At 46.3% G+C, this 16,948-nt stretch carries 19 protein-coding genes, 1 pseudogene and 1 riboswitch; of the genes and pseudogenes, 18 read left to right on the top strand and 2 right to left on the bottom strand.

All coding sequences use genetic code 11. The annotated features are described in order from the left end of the window. Positions 1–133: 133 nt before the first annotated feature. Positions 134–199: pseudogene (locus A6049_RS34555) on the top strand (hypothetical protein); the annotation flags it as partial. On the opposite strand, the gene A6049_RS09550 reads toward A6049_RS34555, so the two are convergent. Next, the gene (locus tag A6049_RS09550) at positions 178–654 is read right to left on the bottom strand and encodes a glutathione peroxidase (RefSeq protein ID WP_024629320.1); all 477 of its coding nucleotides are present in this window, start codon (positions 652–654) and stop codon (positions 178–180) included. The pseudogene A6049_RS34555 and the gene A6049_RS09550 sit on opposite strands and share 22 nt — an antisense overlap. Positions 655–1,021: 367 nt before the next feature. Beyond that, positions 1,022–1,197: riboswitch (cyclic di-AMP (ydaO/yuaA leader) on the top strand. Positions 1,198–1,314: 117 nt separating this feature from the next. Here A6049_RS09550 and A6049_RS09545 point away from each other — a divergent pair. Both A6049_RS09545 and A6049_RS09540 read left to right on the top strand, forming a co-directional pair. Next, a complete protein-coding gene (locus A6049_RS09545; protein WP_228469185.1) occupies positions 1,315–1,713 on the top strand; it encodes an HAD family hydrolase in 399 nt (132 codons plus the stop codon). Positions 1,714–1,878: 165 nt separating this feature from the next. After that, entirely contained in the window at positions 1,879–2,571 is a 693-nt protein-coding gene (locus A6049_RS09540; protein WP_161490571.1) for an HAD family hydrolase, read from the top strand. 140 nt (positions 2,572–2,711) lie between these two features. Here the strand turns inward: A6049_RS09540 and A6049_RS09535 are convergent, their stop codons facing one another. Then, positions 2,712–4,007: an Nramp family divalent metal transporter gene (locus A6049_RS09535; RefSeq protein WP_063564630.1), complete on the bottom strand. Its 1,296-nt coding sequence runs from the start codon at positions 4,005–4,007 to the stop codon at positions 2,712–2,714. Positions 4,008–4,453: 446 nt separating this feature from the next. Here A6049_RS09535 and A6049_RS09530 point away from each other — a divergent pair, with 446 nt between their 5' ends. From A6049_RS09530 to A6049_RS09460, 15 genes are all read left to right on the top strand, one after another. Then, entirely contained in the window at positions 4,454–4,873 is a 420-nt protein-coding gene (locus A6049_RS09530) for an organic hydroperoxide resistance protein (RefSeq protein ID WP_063564421.1), read from the top strand. A 205-nt stretch (positions 4,874–5,078) separates the two neighbouring features. Next, entirely contained in the window at positions 5,079–5,324 is a 246-nt protein-coding gene (locus tag A6049_RS09525) for a zinc ribbon domain-containing protein (protein WP_024629326.1), read from the top strand. Between the two features lie 98 nt (positions 5,325–5,422). Continuing rightward, positions 5,423–5,701, top strand: coding sequence for a hypothetical protein (locus A6049_RS09520; protein WP_024629327.1), 279 nt, complete (start codon positions 5,423–5,425; stop codon positions 5,699–5,701). 143 nt (positions 5,702–5,844) lie between these two features. Beyond that, positions 5,845–6,267: a thiol-disulfide oxidoreductase DCC family protein gene (locus A6049_RS09515; RefSeq protein WP_063564420.1), complete on the top strand. Its 423-nt coding sequence runs from the start codon at positions 5,845–5,847 to the stop codon at positions 6,265–6,267. Positions 6,268–6,366: 99 nt separating this feature from the next. Continuing rightward, on the top strand, positions 6,367–7,230 hold the full coding sequence (locus A6049_RS09510) for a DUF6612 family protein (RefSeq protein ID WP_063564419.1): 864 nt from the start codon (positions 6,367–6,369) through the stop codon (positions 7,228–7,230). A gap of 266 nt (positions 7,231–7,496) precedes the next feature. Further along, positions 7,497–7,880 carry a VOC family protein gene (locus A6049_RS09505; protein WP_063564418.1) on the top strand — a complete coding sequence of 128 codons (384 nt, stop codon included), beginning with the start codon at positions 7,497–7,499 and terminating at the stop codon, positions 7,878–7,880. Positions 7,881–8,041: 161 nt separating this feature from the next. Beyond that, a complete protein-coding gene (locus A6049_RS09500; RefSeq protein ID WP_063564417.1) occupies positions 8,042–9,265 on the top strand; it encodes a nucleotide-binding protein in 1,224 nt (407 codons plus the stop codon). Continuing rightward, positions 9,265–10,566 (top strand): TadA family conjugal transfer-associated ATPase, encoded by a 1,302-nt coding sequence (locus A6049_RS09495; RefSeq protein ID WP_240321362.1) that lies wholly within the window; start codon positions 9,265–9,267, stop codon positions 10,564–10,566. Before A6049_RS09500 ends, A6049_RS09495 begins: the two co-directional genes overlap by 1 nt. 25 nt (positions 10,567–10,591) lie before the next feature. Next, positions 10,592–11,353, top strand: a complete 762-nt coding sequence (locus A6049_RS09490; RefSeq protein ID WP_240321361.1) for a type II secretion system F family protein — start codon at positions 10,592–10,594, stop codon at positions 11,351–11,353. Positions 11,354–11,365: 12 nt separating this feature from the next. Then, entirely contained in the window at positions 11,366–12,235 is an 870-nt protein-coding gene (locus tag A6049_RS09485; RefSeq protein WP_063564415.1) for a type II secretion system F family protein, read from the top strand. Positions 12,236–12,246: 11 nt separating this feature from the next. After that, positions 12,247–12,441, top strand: coding sequence for a Flp1 family type IVb pilin (locus A6049_RS09480; RefSeq protein ID WP_063564414.1), 195 nt, complete (start codon positions 12,247–12,249; stop codon positions 12,439–12,441). Next, on the top strand, positions 12,419–13,096 hold the full coding sequence (locus tag A6049_RS09475) for a TadE/TadG family type IV pilus assembly protein (RefSeq protein ID WP_063564413.1): 678 nt from the start codon (positions 12,419–12,421) through the stop codon (positions 13,094–13,096). Before A6049_RS09480 ends, A6049_RS09475 begins: the two co-directional genes overlap by 23 nt. A gap of 57 nt (positions 13,097–13,153) precedes the next feature. Further along, entirely contained in the window at positions 13,154–15,304 is a 2,151-nt protein-coding gene (locus A6049_RS09470) for a hypothetical protein (protein WP_095206031.1), read from the top strand. A gap of 29 nt (positions 15,305–15,333) precedes the next feature. Beyond that, entirely contained in the window at positions 15,334–16,419 is a 1,086-nt protein-coding gene (locus tag A6049_RS09465) for a pilus assembly protein (RefSeq protein ID WP_095206030.1), read from the top strand. Positions 16,420–16,427: 8 nt separating this feature from the next. After that, a complete protein-coding gene (locus A6049_RS09460) occupies positions 16,428–16,940 on the top strand; it encodes an A24 family peptidase (RefSeq protein ID WP_063564411.1) in 513 nt (170 codons plus the stop codon). Positions 16,941–16,948 lie beyond the last annotated feature (8 nt).

Here is a 16,948-nt window from a genome sequence, read left to right as displayed (position 1 = left end):
GTGGAGGTTCGAGTCCTCTCGACCGCATCATAAGAACGATAAAGAAGAAGCTTCCCGTATGGGAAGCTTCTTTTTTTTGTTTTATTTACAGTACAGATGGGCCAGACAAAAAAAGGTCACCCGATTCCCCTGAATGCATGCTCATTCTGTCTGCTGGGGTCGGATGGCCTTTACTTGTTATTTAAGCAATTCTTTGATGTCCGCTTCAATTTTATCAGGTGTTGTTTTGGGAGCATACCGTTTCAGAACACGTCCGTTCTGATCCACAAGGAATTTGGTGAAGTTCCATTTGATGGCTTTGGAGCCGAGTACGCCTGGTGCTTCTTTGGTAAGGTGCTGGAATAGAGGGTGAGCGCTTGAACCATTCACATCGATCTTCTCAAACATCGGGAAGCTAACACCATAGTTCATCTGGCAGAACTCGGCAATATCATCAGAAGAGCCTTTTTCCTGTGCAAACTGGTTGCTTGGAAAACCAAGAACTTCGAATGGGGAGTCTTTAAACTTATCCTGAAGCTCTTGCAGACCTTTGAATTGAGGTGTGAGGCCGCATTGGCTTGCTGTATTCACGATAAGCAGTACTTTGTCACGATAGTTGGACATTTCAACTTCCTGACCGCGAAGGGTGTTTACTTTGTAGTCGTAGACTGACATGAAAATCGCCTCCATTTCATATTCTTCTTTCTTCTATTATATTGATTACAATTAAATAATGCAAAATTAATATTGCTTTTTTAACTCAATTTGAAGCTGTCGTGTATGATCTGTGACTGATTTGCTACCTGAATTTCGCTAAAGAGAGAATTAGAGAGCTTTGATGAGATGGGTAGAGAATGGATACGTTGTAAGCGCTATTATTGAAGTGTAATGGCAAAAATCCGTCGATTCGGTGATCTGCGCAGACTTTACACCAATATGGCACGGGTGTATGATTCATATCGTAATTCCAATTTAAATTAAATTTTACATGAAAAACGAAACAAACGATAATATCGCTCTGATTAATGATTATAAAAGAACGATGTTTTAATCGCTGAGTTTCCATTCATTCATGGGTGGGAAACGGGGGAACCAACAGGATGAACTGTCCAGGACAGTAGGCATCCATGGGGTGAATTTTCCGGTGACAGCCGGAAATAGGGCGACTCTCGCGCCCGAATCCGTCAGCTAACCTCGTAAGCGTTAAAGGGAGAGGCAACAAGCCGTACGCTGGTTCATAGTGTCTTTTTGCTATGGATTATTGAAGAAGCGTCCGGGAGGCCTTGGTCCCCCACGCTTCTTTTTTGTTGTCTTTTCACGCCAAGGGAGGAACGAATGATGGATAAAGAGATGATCTTAGTGACTGCTCCAAATGAAGCAGGACGTAAATTTATCAAATTGCTGATGTACAAAAAAATGCCGTTTGCCGTTCTGACCAACAGTGCAGGGGAAGAGCGCAGGCTCCGGAGAATCGGTGTGGAGCATGTCATTCGCATGAACACAGCTGCTGCTCAGAAATGGTTTTTGCCGCAAGGTAGTGTCGGCAATGTTTTTATTTTTGAAAATAGCCTAAACCTGACCTGTCGATATTTGCAGATCTGCCGCTCCTGGACATCCAAGTCCCTGTGTGTCATTACGGAACAAAGCCACCCCAAAGGGATCTATCGGGGAATGGGAGCAGACCGTATTGTGTATTCCTTGAATGGGGAAGTTGGGTTTCTACTGAATGGCTAGTGGCTAGTACTATTCCTGTGATTGATCCAGTGTCAGCTGCCTGTTATAATTGAAATCATAAATAAACGGAAACTTGAGGAGACTCATGCATGTTGGTGGGTCTTCTTTTTTATGGTTTGGGAAATAGGGATATGGATTTCCTGTGGCTAACGAGGAGGAATAGGCGTGCCGGATGTACGTGGAATACAATGGTTGTTCTTTGATGTGGGGGATACGCTCGTGGACGAATGGGAGCCGGTAGATGATATTATCGGTCAGTTCGTTCGTGAAGCTTGTGCGCTTGGTTATCAGGTGGAGATGCAGACGGTGCGAGATATATTTGCCGCCTCCTACCGAAATTACGAGCAATGGCCGATGAAATTGGCTATTCGTACCCTTATCAGCGATGAGGGGCACCGGGAACAGATACAGGAGAAGCTGAAGTTCCGCAAAGAGCTTGAGCGCCCTTTTGCGTCAGCCGACGCTGTTCTCCAGACGTTGTCGCAACACTATAAGATTGGTATCATTGCCAATCAGAGTCCGGGGACGGAAAATCGGCTGGATAGCTACGGCTTGCGCAAGTATGTGGATGTGCTGGCCTGTTCGGCTGAAGAAGGAGTGTCCAAGCCTGATCCTGAATTGTATGCTGTAGCGTTGAAACAGGCGGGGTGCAAACCTGAGGAAGCGGTCATGATCGGCGACAGGATTGATAATGATATTATTCCGGCTAAGAAGCTGGGTATGCACACGATCCGGATTTTGCAGGGTTATGGCAGATTCCAGCCGGAGCTTGCGGATGCTGAGCGTCCAGACTGGACTATTGAATCACTGGAGGAACTTCTTCCTTTGTTAATGGTAACTCAAAATTCAGACAACTAAATAAGAGCAGTATTTATGAACTATTCGGTATAATTAGGCTGCTGCTCTAACATATAAAAGGCTGATCGTCTCAAGGGGTACGTTACTTGAGTTGATCAGCCTTTTTGAGTTAGACAAAATACGGCGTAATTCCGTTTAACCTAGAACAACAGAATGGTCTGGATAATCAGATACACATTCAGGACAACGATAACTCCGGCAATGATCCAGGAGATGATTTTGAGCCACAGCTTGTTGGCAAAAGCCCCCATGCTTTTTTTGTCACTCGTAAACATTACCAGCGGAATGACGGCAAAGGGTAGCTGCAGAGACAGCACAACCTGGCTAAGAATCAACAGTTCTTCTGTTCCGTGCTCTCCAGCAATGGCTGTTACGATGACGGCCGGGATGATAGCGATCAGACGTGTAACCAGTCGACGAAGCCACGCTGGAATACGAATGTTCAGGAAGCCTTCCATTACAATCTGTCCGGACAACGTGCCGGTGAGTGTTGAGTTTTGGCCTGAAGCCAGCAGGGCTACACCGAACAGGATGCTAGCGATGGTGGTTCCCAGCAGAGGTGTCAACAGATGGTAAGCATCTGTAATTTCCGCCACCTGGGTCATACCCGCACTATGAAACACGGCAGCAGACACAATCAGGATGGCTGCATTAATGAACAGAGCTAGCGTTAAAGCGATGGTTGAATCCATGGTGGAATACAGAATCGCTTCTTTTTTTCCTTTTGGTGTCTGTTCAATCTGACGGGTCTGCACAATGGAAGAATGCAGATACAGATTATGGGGCATGACGGTTGCACCGATAATCCCGATGGCGATGTAGAGCATAGCCGGATTTTGCAAAATCTCGACATTCGGTACGAAACCATGCATGACGCCACCCATATCTGGTTTAGCGAGAAACAGGTCAATCCCGAAGCAGAGGGCGATGGTAGCCATCAGTACAATTACGAGGGATTCCAATGCGCGAAAGCCTTTATTTTGCAGCAAAAGAATGACCAGTACATCGACAGCGGTAATAATGACGCCGTATAACATGGGGATGTTAAACAGCAGCTTGAGCGCGATGGCTGAACCAATAACCTCGGCAAGGTCAGTGGCTGCAATCGCAAGCTCACACAAAATCCATAATACGATCACAACAGGCATGCTGAATCGTTCGCGGCAGGCTTGCGCCAAATCCCGTCCTGTGACAATCCCGAGCTTGCCAGCGAGAGACTGTAACACAACAGCCATTAAGTTCGAAATCAGAATAACGGACAATAACGTATAACCGAATTGTGAACCACCCGCAATATCCGTTGCCCAGTTCCCGGGATCCATATATCCAACGGCAACGAGGTAACCCGGTCCAACAAAAGCAAGGAACTTTTTCCACCAAGCAGCGTTCTGAGGCACCTTCATGGAGCTGTGGGCTTCCCCGAGAGATGGGGCCATGCCCGCAGCCAATGGCTCATTTGAAGGAGTGTTGAACGGATTTTTTTTACTCATAATATAATCACCCGACTTTGAAGTATTGATATTCTATATGAAGAGGAACGGTGTCATTCCTTTGATTAAATTGGAACATTGAAACCAAAATCTTAAAAGCGTAATTAAACGACTTCACATATGTCTAAACGTTTATGTTGATACTTACATTGTACTCCTTCAATTATTTTTGTCTAGTGCAACTTTTGTGTATGAGGACAAAAATTACCGGAGAGTGAATTGTGCCTTAGTATATTACCCAACCCTGGATAAATTACCTGTGTTCATCCCCAATGCATGAAAAAGATAAAGATGTAAAAGCTGAATAAGGAGCAACAACGTTTCAAAATGAGCCAGAAGTTTAAATTGAATTGTAGGCAACAAAAAACTTAAAGGTGAAGGAGAGATTCTTAATGGAAGCTTTATATACAGCAACAGCGACAGTTAAAGGTGGACGTACAGGTTCGGTGGCTTCTTCGGATGGCGTGCTCAAGCATGATCTGAAAATGCCAAAAGAACTTGGAGGCTCCGGTGGTGAAGGAACCAATCCTGAGCAGCTCTTTGCAGCGGGATACGGTGCATGTTATGAAAGTGCTCTTGCCAATGTGGCACGCAAAGCAGGCGTGAAATTGGAGAATGTGGTGGTCACAAGTAATGTATCCATCGGCAAAGATCCGGCAGATGATGGTTTCCAACTGTCTGTACGTTTGGATGTGAGCATGCCTGGCGTGGATCACAGTCAAGCAGAGGATCTTGCACGCAAGGCACATGATTTCTGTCCTTACTCCAAAGCAACACGCGGCAATATTGATGTGGTACTTAATGTAGTTTAAGACCTGACTCGTAGGAGTAAAGGGAACATATAGAGCAGGGTATCTTTGGATACCTGATGTTCGAGTACAAGACCCTGCCGGCCTTCGGCAGGGTTTTGTATTTTATAATACAGATGAGATGCAGGAGATTGCATGTTGAACAGCGTACTATTTTACATAATCTACTCTTGCTTGAAGTCATACATTCGAATAAGGGGGAACGACAATGAGTATTGAAGAGATGATAGAACGACGATTTGTATGTACCAAATGCAGGGGTACGGATTGCAATATTAAGGAAGTATCCATGTCAGGAGCAGGACTTAGCAAAATGTTTGATATTCAGCACAATCATTATCTCTTCGTCGCCTGTTCTTCCTGTGGATATGTAGAAGTATTCGATCCGGATGTGTTGAAAGGGAAAAAACAGGGTCAGGTGGGTACCATTCTTGATATTCTATTTGGTGGGTAAATGTGCGTGAGTTGACATCGAACTAAAATTTCTTTAATATGATTTAGTACTAAGAAGTGTCAATGCATGAACCAAATTTGAATTAACAGGTGATATCCATGTCTTATAGACCGCGTATTGCAAATTTAGAATTAGCTAGTGGCAACAAGGAAGACGGATTGTATGAATTTAAAATGAAATTGGTAGACGGTACACAATGCCGTGTATTCTACTCCCATTCCCCGGAATGGAAGCTGACCAATATCAGCCGTCTACAGAAAACACCTTGTCCGGTATGTCGCAAAGATTTCATTTGCAAATGCATGGACCAGTGGGCTGGTGACCTGCACCAACAGATGATCGACGACCAATGGATGGAAAAGGCAATTGCCGAGTAATTGCCAAAACAGATACGAGCGTGGGCATAGAGCCTGCGCTCTTTTTCTATTTTCCGTTATACTTAAATAAAATGTGAAAAAGCGACCGAGATGACTCAAAACGGGTAAGTTATGCTAATAGCACACATGAGGAGGCCGCGATTATGACAGTAAATCAAACGGATCAGCATCAGGGACACCCGATTGTGCTTGTGGACGGAGTCTGTCATTTCTGCCAAGGATTAACGAAGTGGATTATCAAGCGTGACCCTGAGGGGAAATATCATTTTGCATCACTCCAATCGGATGTAGCGAAAAAATTGCTGGAGAAGGGCAATCTGTCCACGGACAGCATGGATACTTTTGTACTCATTGAGGATGGAAAATATTATACACGTTCAACCGCAGCGCTGCGTCTGGCCAAAGGTTTGAAATTCCCTTATCCATTATTGTACGTGTTGATTATTGTACCGAAATTTATTCGAAATGCCATATATAACACTGTAGCTCGCAACCGATATCGCTGGTTCGGTAAAGATGAAGCGTGCATGCTGCCTACACCTGAAATTAAGGATCGATTCCTTTGAAAGGCTGAAGTGTGACATATTTTATCGGTGACGATTGATTAATAACAGAAATAATTGGGTAATGAGTACGGATCAACTCTATTTTGGGAGGCAAATAACTTGAAGAAGTGGACTACATTAATTATTGGGGCATTATTAGCAGTAAGCATGACAGCTTGCAGTAGCGATGCAGATAACAGTACAGCAACGCCGCCAGCTGGAAACGAAACGTCTAACGAGGGGAATACAACTGCGGAGCAGGAGACAAAGATCCCTACATTGGACGAGTTAATTGAGAAAACGAATGCAGCTACTAAAGATATGAAAAGCTTCACTACGGAAGCCAATATCGATCAAAATTTGAAACTGGTGGCTGGTGAGCAGTCCCAGGATCAACAGGTGAAAACATCACTGAAGATGGATATCATCAAAGATCCGATGATGATCTATCAGGAGATGAAAATGGAAATGTCCGGACAGGAAGCGCAGAATGTGAAGCAGTACATCACTTCGGATAAGATTTATTCGCAGGTGGGGAACCAGTGGGTCAAAATTCCTGACGAGCAAACGAAACCACTGATTGAGCAGATGCAGGCAAGCATGAATCCGGAAGGTGAGCTGGAGCAATTCAAAAAGATTGCCGAAGACACCAAAATTACGGAAGAAGGCGACAACTACGTCATTAACGCTGACGTATCCGGTGATAACGTGAAGGAACTGGCCAAAGCGGTTATGGAGCAAAATGGATCGGATGCCCAAACTCAAGCGATGCTTGATCAAATGAATATTACCAGCATGAAAATGAAATATATGATCAACAAAGAAACCTACCTGCCTGCAAGTACGGATGTCAACATGGTTATGAATATGGAGCAGGAAGGACAGAAAATCTCGATGGACATGAAGATGACCAGCACGTTCTCTAACCATAATGGCGTGAAAGAGATTAAAATCCCGCAAGAAGCATTGGATAGTGCTAAATAATAAGCGCAAGGCTAAGCGGGTGTGATTCTCTCTGATGAGAAGTTAACCTGGTAAAGTTGCTTATGATGTGGATCTTCTGGAGAAGGCACTTCTGATATGAATTTGTGTGAACCGACAGGTTCGCTGAATTCAATCAGGGGTGTTTTTCTTTTTTTGTATGCGTTGTGGTCAGAGTCCAAGGTGTTATAGTATAGTCGTGTAAGCGATTAAATTTAGAGTTGATGGGAAGTTGAAGGAAGGCTATTTCAGGAAGGAGGTCAAAAGAAATGATTGAATATGCACATATACACCATGTGAGTTTGGCTGTACGTGATTTGGAAGTTGCGAAGAAATTCTATTCCGGTTTGCTCCGTATGCAGGAGATTGAACGTCCGCCTTTCAACTCCACAGGCACTTGGTATGCCCTTGGTAGTCAGCAGCTTCATCTATTACAGCATCCGCAGGGACATACGCTTCGTGAGGCTGGCATCGATACAACAGATGGACATTTTGCGATCTGGGTGAAGAGCTACAGAGAGACTTTGGCCTGGCTGGAACAGCAGGGAATTGAATATGAGGCAAGACCAGATAGTGTTGCCGGGTTTGCACAGATTTTTGTACTTGATCCTGACCGCAATATTATTGAGTTCGATGCCCCTTATCATTCTTGAATGATTTGCGTTTGAATAAATCCCTTGCTCCTCCAGAAATTGTATGCTATATTATCCATACATTCATAGCACGTGACGGAAGCACCGTCCATACACTGCATATTTTTGCGGTTATTGGACGGTGCTTTTTTGTGCTTTTTTTTGCAGGGAGGGGAGAAGAATTGATTGTTCTTAAGGCAGTGCTGGCTTCTAAAGACAGAGAGTATATCAGCGCCTGGCTTGATTTTGTACAAGGCAGCCCGTCCGGCTCCAGTATACGATTTACCGCCTTTTCACAATGGGAAGCGTTCAGGGATCACATGAACGAACAGGAAGGCAGGGAACTGCCGGACCTGGTGATTGCGGAACCGGAATTTCTGAACAGCTGGCTGAGTCACGGTGGCGAAACCTCGGGTATTCCATGGTTGATGCTTAGTGAAGGATTAGATGAGGTGGATGAGGATAAACGGCTGATGAAATATCAACCATTGCCTACGCTGATGGATGCTGTTCTTAATGCTTGTCGGCAGCCGCGTCGGAAGAAAACCCATCGTCCAGGACAGGAGACACTTTCTATTGGAGTTGTATCAGCTTCCGGCGGGAGTGGCAAAACTGCGGTGGCGATGCATATGGCGAAGCAGCTTGGGCTTGCAGGATATGCTGTTCTGTATCTCAATCTGGAGACGTTAGATAGCTCGATGCCGTTTCTGGAGAAAGGTCTGTCTAGAAGTGGGCAGCGTACACTCGATGCAGAAACAGGGCTGTCACGTCTTCTTTACGATTTGAAGGTGGGCAGGAAGGAATCGGGCAAACAGGGACAAGCACAGTCTTCCTCCAAAGGGGTGGACGGATATGTACTTCGTCACGAAGTGCTGAAGTCGGATGTATTCTGGCCATTATCGAATCGGAAGGAATTGCTGCAAATGTCCCGTGAGGATACGAAGAGCCTTATTCGGTATTTGGCGGACTGCGGGCAATATGATGTGCTCATTCTGGATGGGGACTCAGGTTGGGATGGACGCAGTGAGGGGATTTTCGATGCTGCCGATGCATTCGTGTGGCTGGTGGAGGATGACATCTCTTCCATGCACCGCTGGGGTCAATGGATTCAGCACATGGAGCGTACGTGGCCGGATCTGCATGAAAGTGTACTGGATCGTGCCCGCTTCATTGTCAACAAGTATCGGGACAGCGTCATCAATGCTTTGCCAAGATCTGATCTGCATTTGGATGGAGTGCTGCCGTATATCCCTTCCTGGAAGCAGCTGAGTCAGGAGGAAGTGATGCTCAGCTCACCGATTTTTCAACGCGAAGTGAAGAGGCTATGCGCCATGATCGTACAGGATGGGGAAGAAGAACTGAAGCAGACAGGACGAATCCAGAAGGGTGATGGGTGGTCACTGTGATGGATTCATCCAAGATGATACTGGACCGTGAAGAGCAGTTTCAGATCATGCGTCGTGAGGTCAGGGAAGGCCTGGATTTAACTTCTTCTGCGGGAGACGAAGAACTGTGGCAGGGAATCGAGCGTAAAGTACTTTCTGACCCGAAACTGGATGATCTGACCTCCGGGGAGCGTCATACGCTGGTACAACGGTTATTCGACTCCTTTCGAGGGCTGGATATTCTGCAACCCTTGGTGGATCATCCCGAAATTACGGAGATTATGATTAACAGCCACCGGGAGATTTTCGTTGAGCAGGAAGGTGAAGTCAGACAGATCACGCTGGAGTTCGAGTCCAGGGAACGACTGGAAGACATTATCCAGATGATTGTATCCGGGGTGAACCGGATTGTGAATGAGTCTTCTCCAATCGTGGATGCGCGGTTGAAAGACGGCTCTCGGGTCAATATCGTGTTGCCTCCTATTGCATTGAAGGGTCCGACTATGACGATTCGGAAATTCCCAAGTGAACCGATGAAGATGTCCGATCTGATTGGTAAAGGTGCCCTGCATGAGAAAGCGGCAGAATTGCTGCAGCAGTTGGTACGCAGCAAATACAATATTTTTATCGGCGGCGGAACCGGGTCGGGGAAAACTACTTTCCTAAATGCATTATCTCAGTTTATCCCGGCGGATGAACGGATCATCACGATTGAGGACTCTGCTGAATTACAGATTGTCACGGTACCCAATCTGGTATCGCTGGAGACGCGTAATGCCAATACCGAAGGCAAGGGGCAAATATCTATTCGTGATCTGATCAAGTCATCCTTGCGGATGCGTCCAAATCGAATTGTCATTGGTGAGGTGCGGGGGGCAGAAGCGCTGGATATGTTGCAGGCCATGAACACTGGACATGATGGCTCGTTGTCCACGGGTCACGCCAATACGATCTCCGATATGATCAGCAGATTGGAGACCATGGTGCTCAGCGGAGCGGATCTTCCCATTGCGGTTGTCCGGCAGCAGATCAGCTCGGCCATTGATATCTTTGTACATTTATCCCGGCTGCGTGATCGTTCACGTCGGGTGACCGAGATTAGCGAAGTGATTGGCATGCAGGACGGAGAAGTACTGCTCAATCCACTGTTTCGTTTCCAGGAAATCGAAGAAAAAGAAGGCAAGATTATTGGCGGACTCGTGCAAGTTGGAACACTGAGACAAGTGGATAAAATTCAGATGGCTGGGCTAGCGGAATGGTTGAACGAGTACATAGAACGCAATAGTGATGAGTTGAATGGATCGGATAACAACGTGAAATAGTCGATTTTATTGGTAGGTGATGAAGTTGGGTGAGGCCAGACAAGCGTTAACGGACTACACCGTATATACGCTATCTCGAAGACAGCGGATTGTCTGCATGCTGATTAGTGGTTTGTTGTTCTTTGGTGTCGGTATTCTGTTCTATCATCAGTGGTTGGCCGGACTGATATTGGCTGCGGGGTGTATATGGGTACCAAAACACTGGACAAAAGTACTGCTGGAACGAAGAAGAATGACTCTCAGTTTACATTTTAAGCAGGCATTATATGCGTTGTCCTCTGCGCTGGCTGCGGGAAAATCAGTAGAGAACGGTTTTAAGGAATCAGTGGAGGATCTGCGCATGCTCAATCCTGAGGCGGATACAGATCTCATTCGTGAATTCACCATTCTGAGGACGCGGATGGAATATGGTCAGCCCATTGAAGAGGCGCTGCAAAACTTCTCGGATCGGGCCAAAATTGAGGATATCACAAACTTTGCCGATGTGTTCATCACATGTAAGCGAACGGGTGGAGATCTGGTCGAAGTGGTAAGGCGAACCTCGGCGGTAATTGGTGAGAAGCTGGATATTCAGCAGGACATCATGGTAGCGGTGGCACAGAAGAAGTTTGAATCTAAAGTGATGTTTGCCGCTCCATTTATTTTTCTGATTTTTCTAAACTTTACGGCCAAGGATTTTATGGAGCCGTTATACAGCGGGATGGGATATATGATCTCCAGCGGGGCATTGGCGTTACTTGCCTGCTGTTATTTGTGGATTACACGCATTATGGATATCAAAGTATAAGGAGCTGACACGATGCTGCTTCCCGTTATTTTCGGAGGGGTGCTCGGAGCAGGGTGGCTGGTGCTTGATCGAACGCGAGGGCAGACCTACCGACATTTGCGCAAACTGGATATGGAAGGAATACGTCTGAAGAAGCTGCATGGCCCCTTTTTGTTTTTACTGGACAAGTTCGAGGTGGGCCGCAGATTGCCTGTGCTCATGTTCCGTATGCAGCATGCCATTCAGAAAATGTATGGCATACAGCATAGTGGAGAGAAAACGATGCTCTACTGTGCTGAGATGCTGACTTATTCGTGGCTGATGTTGCTCGTAGGCTGCCTTTTGGCGCTCGTTGGGGACATGGGGCTTGGGGGTATGGTAGGTGGATTGGCACTCGGTGCTGCACTGCCCTTTGCGCTCTACAAAGATCTTAACACCAAAGTACAGCGAAGAGATCAGGACATACTCATGGAGCTGCCGGAGTTATTGAACCGAATTGTTCTGCTAGTTGGTGCGGGAGAAACGGTGCAGCGTGCCATTGTTCACTGTGTAGCCAGTCAGGGAGAACGGAATCATCCCCTCTATAATGAGCTGCGAAAGACGGTCGGGGATTGGAACAACGGATACTCGTTTCAACAATCCTTTGAACAGTTCAGCCGCCGCTGTGGTGTACAGGAAGTGACGATTTTTACAACAACAGTGCTGCTGAATTTCCGGCGAGGGGGAGGTGACTTTGTATTGGCGCTGCGTGATCTGTCCCATGTGCTGTGGGAGAAACGCAAGGCCGTTAGTCGGGCTAAGGGAGAACAGGCTTCTTCCAAATTGGTGTTTCCGATGGTACTGATCTTTTTTTCGATTGTGGTGATGATCGGGGCACCTGCTTTTATGATGATGAATATGTAGGAGGAATTGGGATGCTGGAATTAATGAAAAGCAAAGTAATTGGACTTTGGAAGGAAGAGGACGGGCTGGGTACGTTGGAGCTCATTCTGATTATCGGCGTAATTATCATTATTGCATTAATATTCAAAAATCAAATAACAGCATTAATTACGAGCCTGCTTAGTAAAGTGGACACGAAAAGCAATGAATTTTTCCCGGGTAAGTAAATTGAAAAAGGAAGAAGGGAGCTTCACCATTGAAGCCTCCCTGGTCTTCCCTATTGTGTTGTTTATTCTCGTGTTACTTTTATTTTTCTCCATGTACATGTATCAGAAAACATTTCTGAACCAGCATGCGTATGCAGCTTCTGAACGTGCCGCCTACAGCTGGGATAACAGCCACAAGCAGGCGATGACAGGAGAAGTTGTTGCTGGGGAACATGACAACTTGTACTGGAGACTGACCGATGATCGATTGCTCGGAGCACTGTTTGGTTGGGTGGGAGCGGACAATGAGGTTATTGTGTCAGTACCCGCAGGGGAAGGCGGAAGTCTATCGGAAAAGAAACTGTCCCAAGCGGCACAAGGTATGCCCTCTGGCATGAACGGGACAATTGAATATCAGAACTCGCTGATCCAGCGAAAAGTAACGACTAAGCTGGAGCAGGTGATTTCTTTACCGCTGCCTTCTTTTTTATTTGATTCAGGTAACAGTGTACTAACACAAGGTTCATCTGCAGTTGTAGAGCCGACGGAATTCATCCGAACGGTGGATCTGGTCCGTTATTATGCAGCCAAGTTTAAAGGCAAGGGCGGAGCCGCAGCCAGTACTGCCGCTGAAGCGGGACAGGTTGTACAGCATTTTGGCAAAACCAAAAAATGAGGAAAGGAGGAGGAAGCACTGTTCAGAAAAAAAGACGGTGAATCTGGAGCCGTAACCGTGTTCTTGATCTTGATTTTGGCTGGAATCTTTATGTTTGTTTCCATTTTCATTGATTATGCACGTATTGCTGCTTTCAAAGTACAGGCAGAACGAATGACGCATGCAGCGATGAGATCTGTGATGTCAGCCTACGATACTTCCTTGCGGGAGTATGGTCTATTTGGATACGGTGACAGCAGTGGTGACTCCATTATGGCCAAGGTGCTGAATGATAGTGTGAAGCCCTCGGCTGTGAAAGATGGGTTTCCCATTCTGGATATCCAATGGGATACGACTTCACTAAGCATGGAGCGTGAACTGGGCAGATACGATATTTTTAATCGCCAGATCCAGGAGGATATGAAATATCGTGCGCCGGTTGATTTTACCCTGGAAGTGGTCAACCGTTTTAAGCCGATGTCAGAAGAGATGAAAGAAGCTGCTCATACCGTGGATCTGCTCAAAAAATTGCAAAAACTGTATGACAAACGTGAGGAATTGCTGGACGAAGCAATAGCCAATCAGACGGAATCCGCCGATAAGCTGAAGGGTCTGCCTGCACTGATCATGAATCCGCCCTCCTCTGCCATTTACGATGAGATGTTAAGAGAGACGCCAGAGACAGCTGCCGAAGCAGCGGCGCGTTATGCGGATTATCTTAACAAAAAACAAATGGATGAAGGGCTGCCATTTAACCAGCAACAGTACATGCTAGAGCTAGCTCGTTATCGGACAGGTGTAGGGAATGTGGCGACAGGTATAAGCACGATCATACAACCAGCATTGCAGGCTCACCAGACAAAATTGGAGGAAGCCCAAGCTAAGATTGAAGAAGCTCGCAAGATCAATGAGGAAATGAAGCGGGTAATCGCTGAAGGGGAGAACCGTTCACAGAATGCCAGTTATGAAAACGTAGGCAACTCAACGCTGCCTGGGACGAGCCCTCCGTCTACCGGATCGGGAAGTGAAGCCAAGAGTACACGCTCCCTTGCTTCGGAACTTGTAAGAGCTGACACGCTGTTTGATCAGTTAAATGCACATGTACGCTCACAAAATTCGGATTTCACCAATGTCAGAAATGACAGTATGGAGCTTAATACGCAGCTTCGCACTGTTACGGTAATGAGTGGTGTTTCCATTAAACCAGGGGTTAGACAGGCTAGTCAGGTCACGGAACGATACATGGACACTTATGTAAGAAGTGGTCCCTCCAATGTTATTCTCCAAAGCAAACAGCTGTTGGAGAGCGGTCGCGGATCTGATGCCCAGCGCAAAGCGAATGATAAGGAATCCAAAGGGAAGTTGAAGGAAGTTAAACGCATATTGTCACAAATCGAAAAGGGGAGCTCCGGCTCCATGGAAGCCTTCAAACAGCTGGAGGAGTACTACAACGCCAACATCGCTTTTAACGAAGCGAGCCGTGAGGAAGCCAAAAAGGCAGAGATTGCTGGCGATCCGTATGACTCTGGTGGTGATGCCATGAACGGAATGGACAGTTTGTTCGGCGGGATGTCCAATTTACTAGATAGTCTTGGTGATGAATTGTTTCAGAATGAGTACGCACTGGCGTATTTCAATTCCATGGATTTTGGGCAATTGTTGGGCTGGACTGAAGGCAGTGGAGATGCTGGTGAAGTGTTCAAACTGCAAAATCAGGAATTGGAGTACATCGTCTATGGTTTTCATAATCCTTCGGGGAACATTGCCGCTGCGTATGCGGAGATCTTTGGCATGCGTCTGGCGATTCGAACTGCAGAAGGACTAATTGAGAATAGCAAGCTTGGGAATCCACTACTTGTATTATCTGCTGCAATTTTATACGGAATTACAAACGCTATAGCAGATATGGTGAAACTGGCTAAAGAAGGTAGTGTGGAATTGTCCAAATATATCAAAGTCAAGCTTACATACAGGGACCATCTGCGTTTGTTCCTATTAATGCATAGCAACAATGAACGCAAAATGTCCAGAATGTTGGCTTTGATCCGATTGAATACCGGCGTGAATCCGGATGAGAAGCAGACATACGCTTCAGGAAACATGCGCAGCAGTATTAAATTGTGGTTTTTACCAGGAGTCACAAGAAGTATAGGTGCTCTCATGGGTAGTGCAGACCAGGTAGAGGATGGGCGATTTTTCATTGATCGAAAGGCCGATTATTCCTATTGAGTAATCTGGGTCGTTTCGGTGGAGGGATTATGGATAAGCAGCATCTGCAGGAAAAAATATTGGCACGATTACAGAGTCGACTTACACGAGTGCGTAGACTGGAAAGATTAAAGTCTCTGACTGAGCAGATACATTCTGTTTCCAAAGTGCGTTTTCCAAAAAAAGAAGGTTCTCCAAAAAAGACGGGTTCATCAGAAAAGGAAATGGGCAGCATCGTTTTGGAAGCCTCACTGGTTTTGCCTGTATTCCTGTTCTTTGTCATGTTCCTCATTTACATCGTACAGATGACGTTGGTATCAACAGCATTGCAGAGCACGGCAGGAGAGGCAGTAAAGCAGTTATCCACGAAAATATATCCGGTCTCCCTTGTATTCAGCCCCTCTGATTCCGCAGGTGGTGAAGGTTCGGAGGGTGGGTGGAAAATACCGGAGTTGTCACTGACGGAATGGGCCGAAGAGTACGCCTCTTCACTGCCAGAGCCGCTAAGTGATTGGGTACGTGCAGCTGCTGCCAGGGGTGAACAACCGTTACAGGAGGTGAAGACATCCGTTCTTGAGACAGTACTTGATCCTACCGTTAAACCGCTGCTTGAGCCTTTTATTAATACTTCTGTACTGGATGTAGAGCGTGTGCATGTTAACGGTGTTTCCATACCTGATCTCAAAAATAAAACGAATCCTTACTTTCGGCTTGAATTGAGCTATGAATTGCCTGTTAAAGTCCCCTTTCTAGGGAAATCTTTACGTATTCAAGCGGCTGCGGCAGAACGGGTATGGATCGGAGATACCGGAGAAGGCTCCAATAGTAGTGGGGGAGACACGGATTCAGCTGGAGCAGCAACCGTACTATCCAAGCCGGAGCCAGCATACATAGGCAACAACGCGACAATTAAGGTTCAAGTGGAGCCCGGAGCTACAGCGAACTTAACGATATTTTACAAGTCCGGTGAAAGTTCAGCCAAGCATATCGGGTGGGCGACTGCTGACGAAAATGGTGTGATTGAGTGGAACTGGTTTGTTGGTACACGTACAACGGAAGGCACATGGACATTTGTTGTAGAGACTGCGGATGGTGCCAAGACGGTGACCGAGTTTAATGTGGCTTCCAGAAAATAAGGAAGGAGATGGTGGAGGTGGAGTGGTTTTACCTGGCCTGTAGTCTGTATGTGATTGCAGCTTTTGTTACAGACGTTCGTTCGATGAAAATACCAAATCGTTTAACCTTACCAGTGACTGTCGCGGGAGTTGTGGCCCATATTATCTGGGGAGGTTGGGAGGGGGTTCTGTTCTCCGCAGCCGGATTCGCGATGGGGTTTGGTGTCTTATTTCTAATGTATCTAATCGGGGCAGTGGGTGCAGGAGATGTGAAATTGTTTGGAGGAATTGGAGCTTGGACAGGACTGGCCTTTGGCGTTCACGTTATTATTTACTCCGTTTTGTACGCAGGGGCAATTGGATTAGTCATTCTATTGTTCCGAAGGGATTCTGCGAAGCGGATTCGCGGGATGGCAGGAAATCTTGCCGGTTTCTTCATGCTCGGTTCGCTCAAGCTGGTCAATCAGGAAAAGACATTGAAGTTTCCTTTTATGCTGGCCGTATTGCCAGGATTCATTAGCGCCTATATCTACATGATTTAACTAAGCAA

The sequence above is a fragment of the Paenibacillus sp. O199 genome (assembly GCF_001636635.1).
GTDB classification, from domain to species: domain Bacteria; phylum Bacillota; class Bacilli; order Paenibacillales; family Paenibacillaceae; genus Paenibacillus; species Paenibacillus marchantiae.
The sequence above is the reverse complement of the archived record's forward strand: the minus strand, read 5'-3'. Positions and strand labels throughout refer to the sequence as shown.

What these genes read in the sequence shown, in the direction of transcription:
- A6049_RS09485 (WP_063564415.1), top strand. Translation starts at nt 11,366, where the DNA reads ATGCTGCTTCCCGTTATTTTCGGAGGGGTGCTCGGAGCAGGGTGGCTG.
- A6049_RS09465 (WP_095206030.1), top strand. Translation starts at nt 15,334, where the DNA reads ATGGATAAGCAGCATCTGCAGGAAAAAATATTGGCACGATTACAGAGT.
- A6049_RS09495 (WP_240321362.1), top strand. Translation starts at nt 9,265, where the DNA reads ATGGATTCATCCAAGATGATACTGGACCGTGAAGAGCAGTTTCAGATC.
- A6049_RS09525 (WP_024629326.1), top strand. Translation starts at nt 5,079, where the DNA reads ATGAGTATTGAAGAGATGATAGAACGACGATTTGTATGTACCAAATGC.
- A6049_RS09460 (WP_063564411.1), top strand. Translation starts at nt 16,428, where the DNA reads ATGGTGGAGGTGGAGTGGTTTTACCTGGCCTGTAGTCTGTATGTGATT.
- A6049_RS09505 (WP_063564418.1), top strand. Translation starts at nt 7,497, where the DNA reads ATGATTGAATATGCACATATACACCATGTGAGTTTGGCTGTACGTGAT.
- A6049_RS09480 (WP_063564414.1), top strand. Translation starts at nt 12,247, where the DNA reads ATGCTGGAATTAATGAAAAGCAAAGTAATTGGACTTTGGAAGGAAGAG.
- A6049_RS09550 (WP_024629320.1), bottom strand. Translation starts at nt 654, where the DNA reads ATGTCAGTCTACGACTACAAAGTAAACACCCTTCGCGGTCAGGAAGTT.
- A6049_RS09520 (WP_024629327.1), top strand. Translation starts at nt 5,423, where the DNA reads ATGTCTTATAGACCGCGTATTGCAAATTTAGAATTAGCTAGTGGCAAC.
- A6049_RS09535 (WP_063564630.1), bottom strand. Translation starts at nt 4,007, where the DNA reads ATGGCCCCATCTCTCGGGGAAGCCCACAGCTCCATGAAGGTGCCTCAG.
- A6049_RS09545 (WP_228469185.1), top strand. Translation starts at nt 1,315, where the DNA reads ATGATGGATAAAGAGATGATCTTAGTGACTGCTCCAAATGAAGCAGGA.
- A6049_RS09515 (WP_063564420.1), top strand. Translation starts at nt 5,845, where the DNA reads ATGACAGTAAATCAAACGGATCAGCATCAGGGACACCCGATTGTGCTT.
- A6049_RS09530 (WP_063564421.1), top strand. Translation starts at nt 4,454, where the DNA reads ATGGAAGCTTTATATACAGCAACAGCGACAGTTAAAGGTGGACGTACA.
- A6049_RS09475 (WP_063564413.1), top strand. Translation starts at nt 12,419, where the DNA reads ATGAATTTTTCCCGGGTAAGTAAATTGAAAAAGGAAGAAGGGAGCTTC.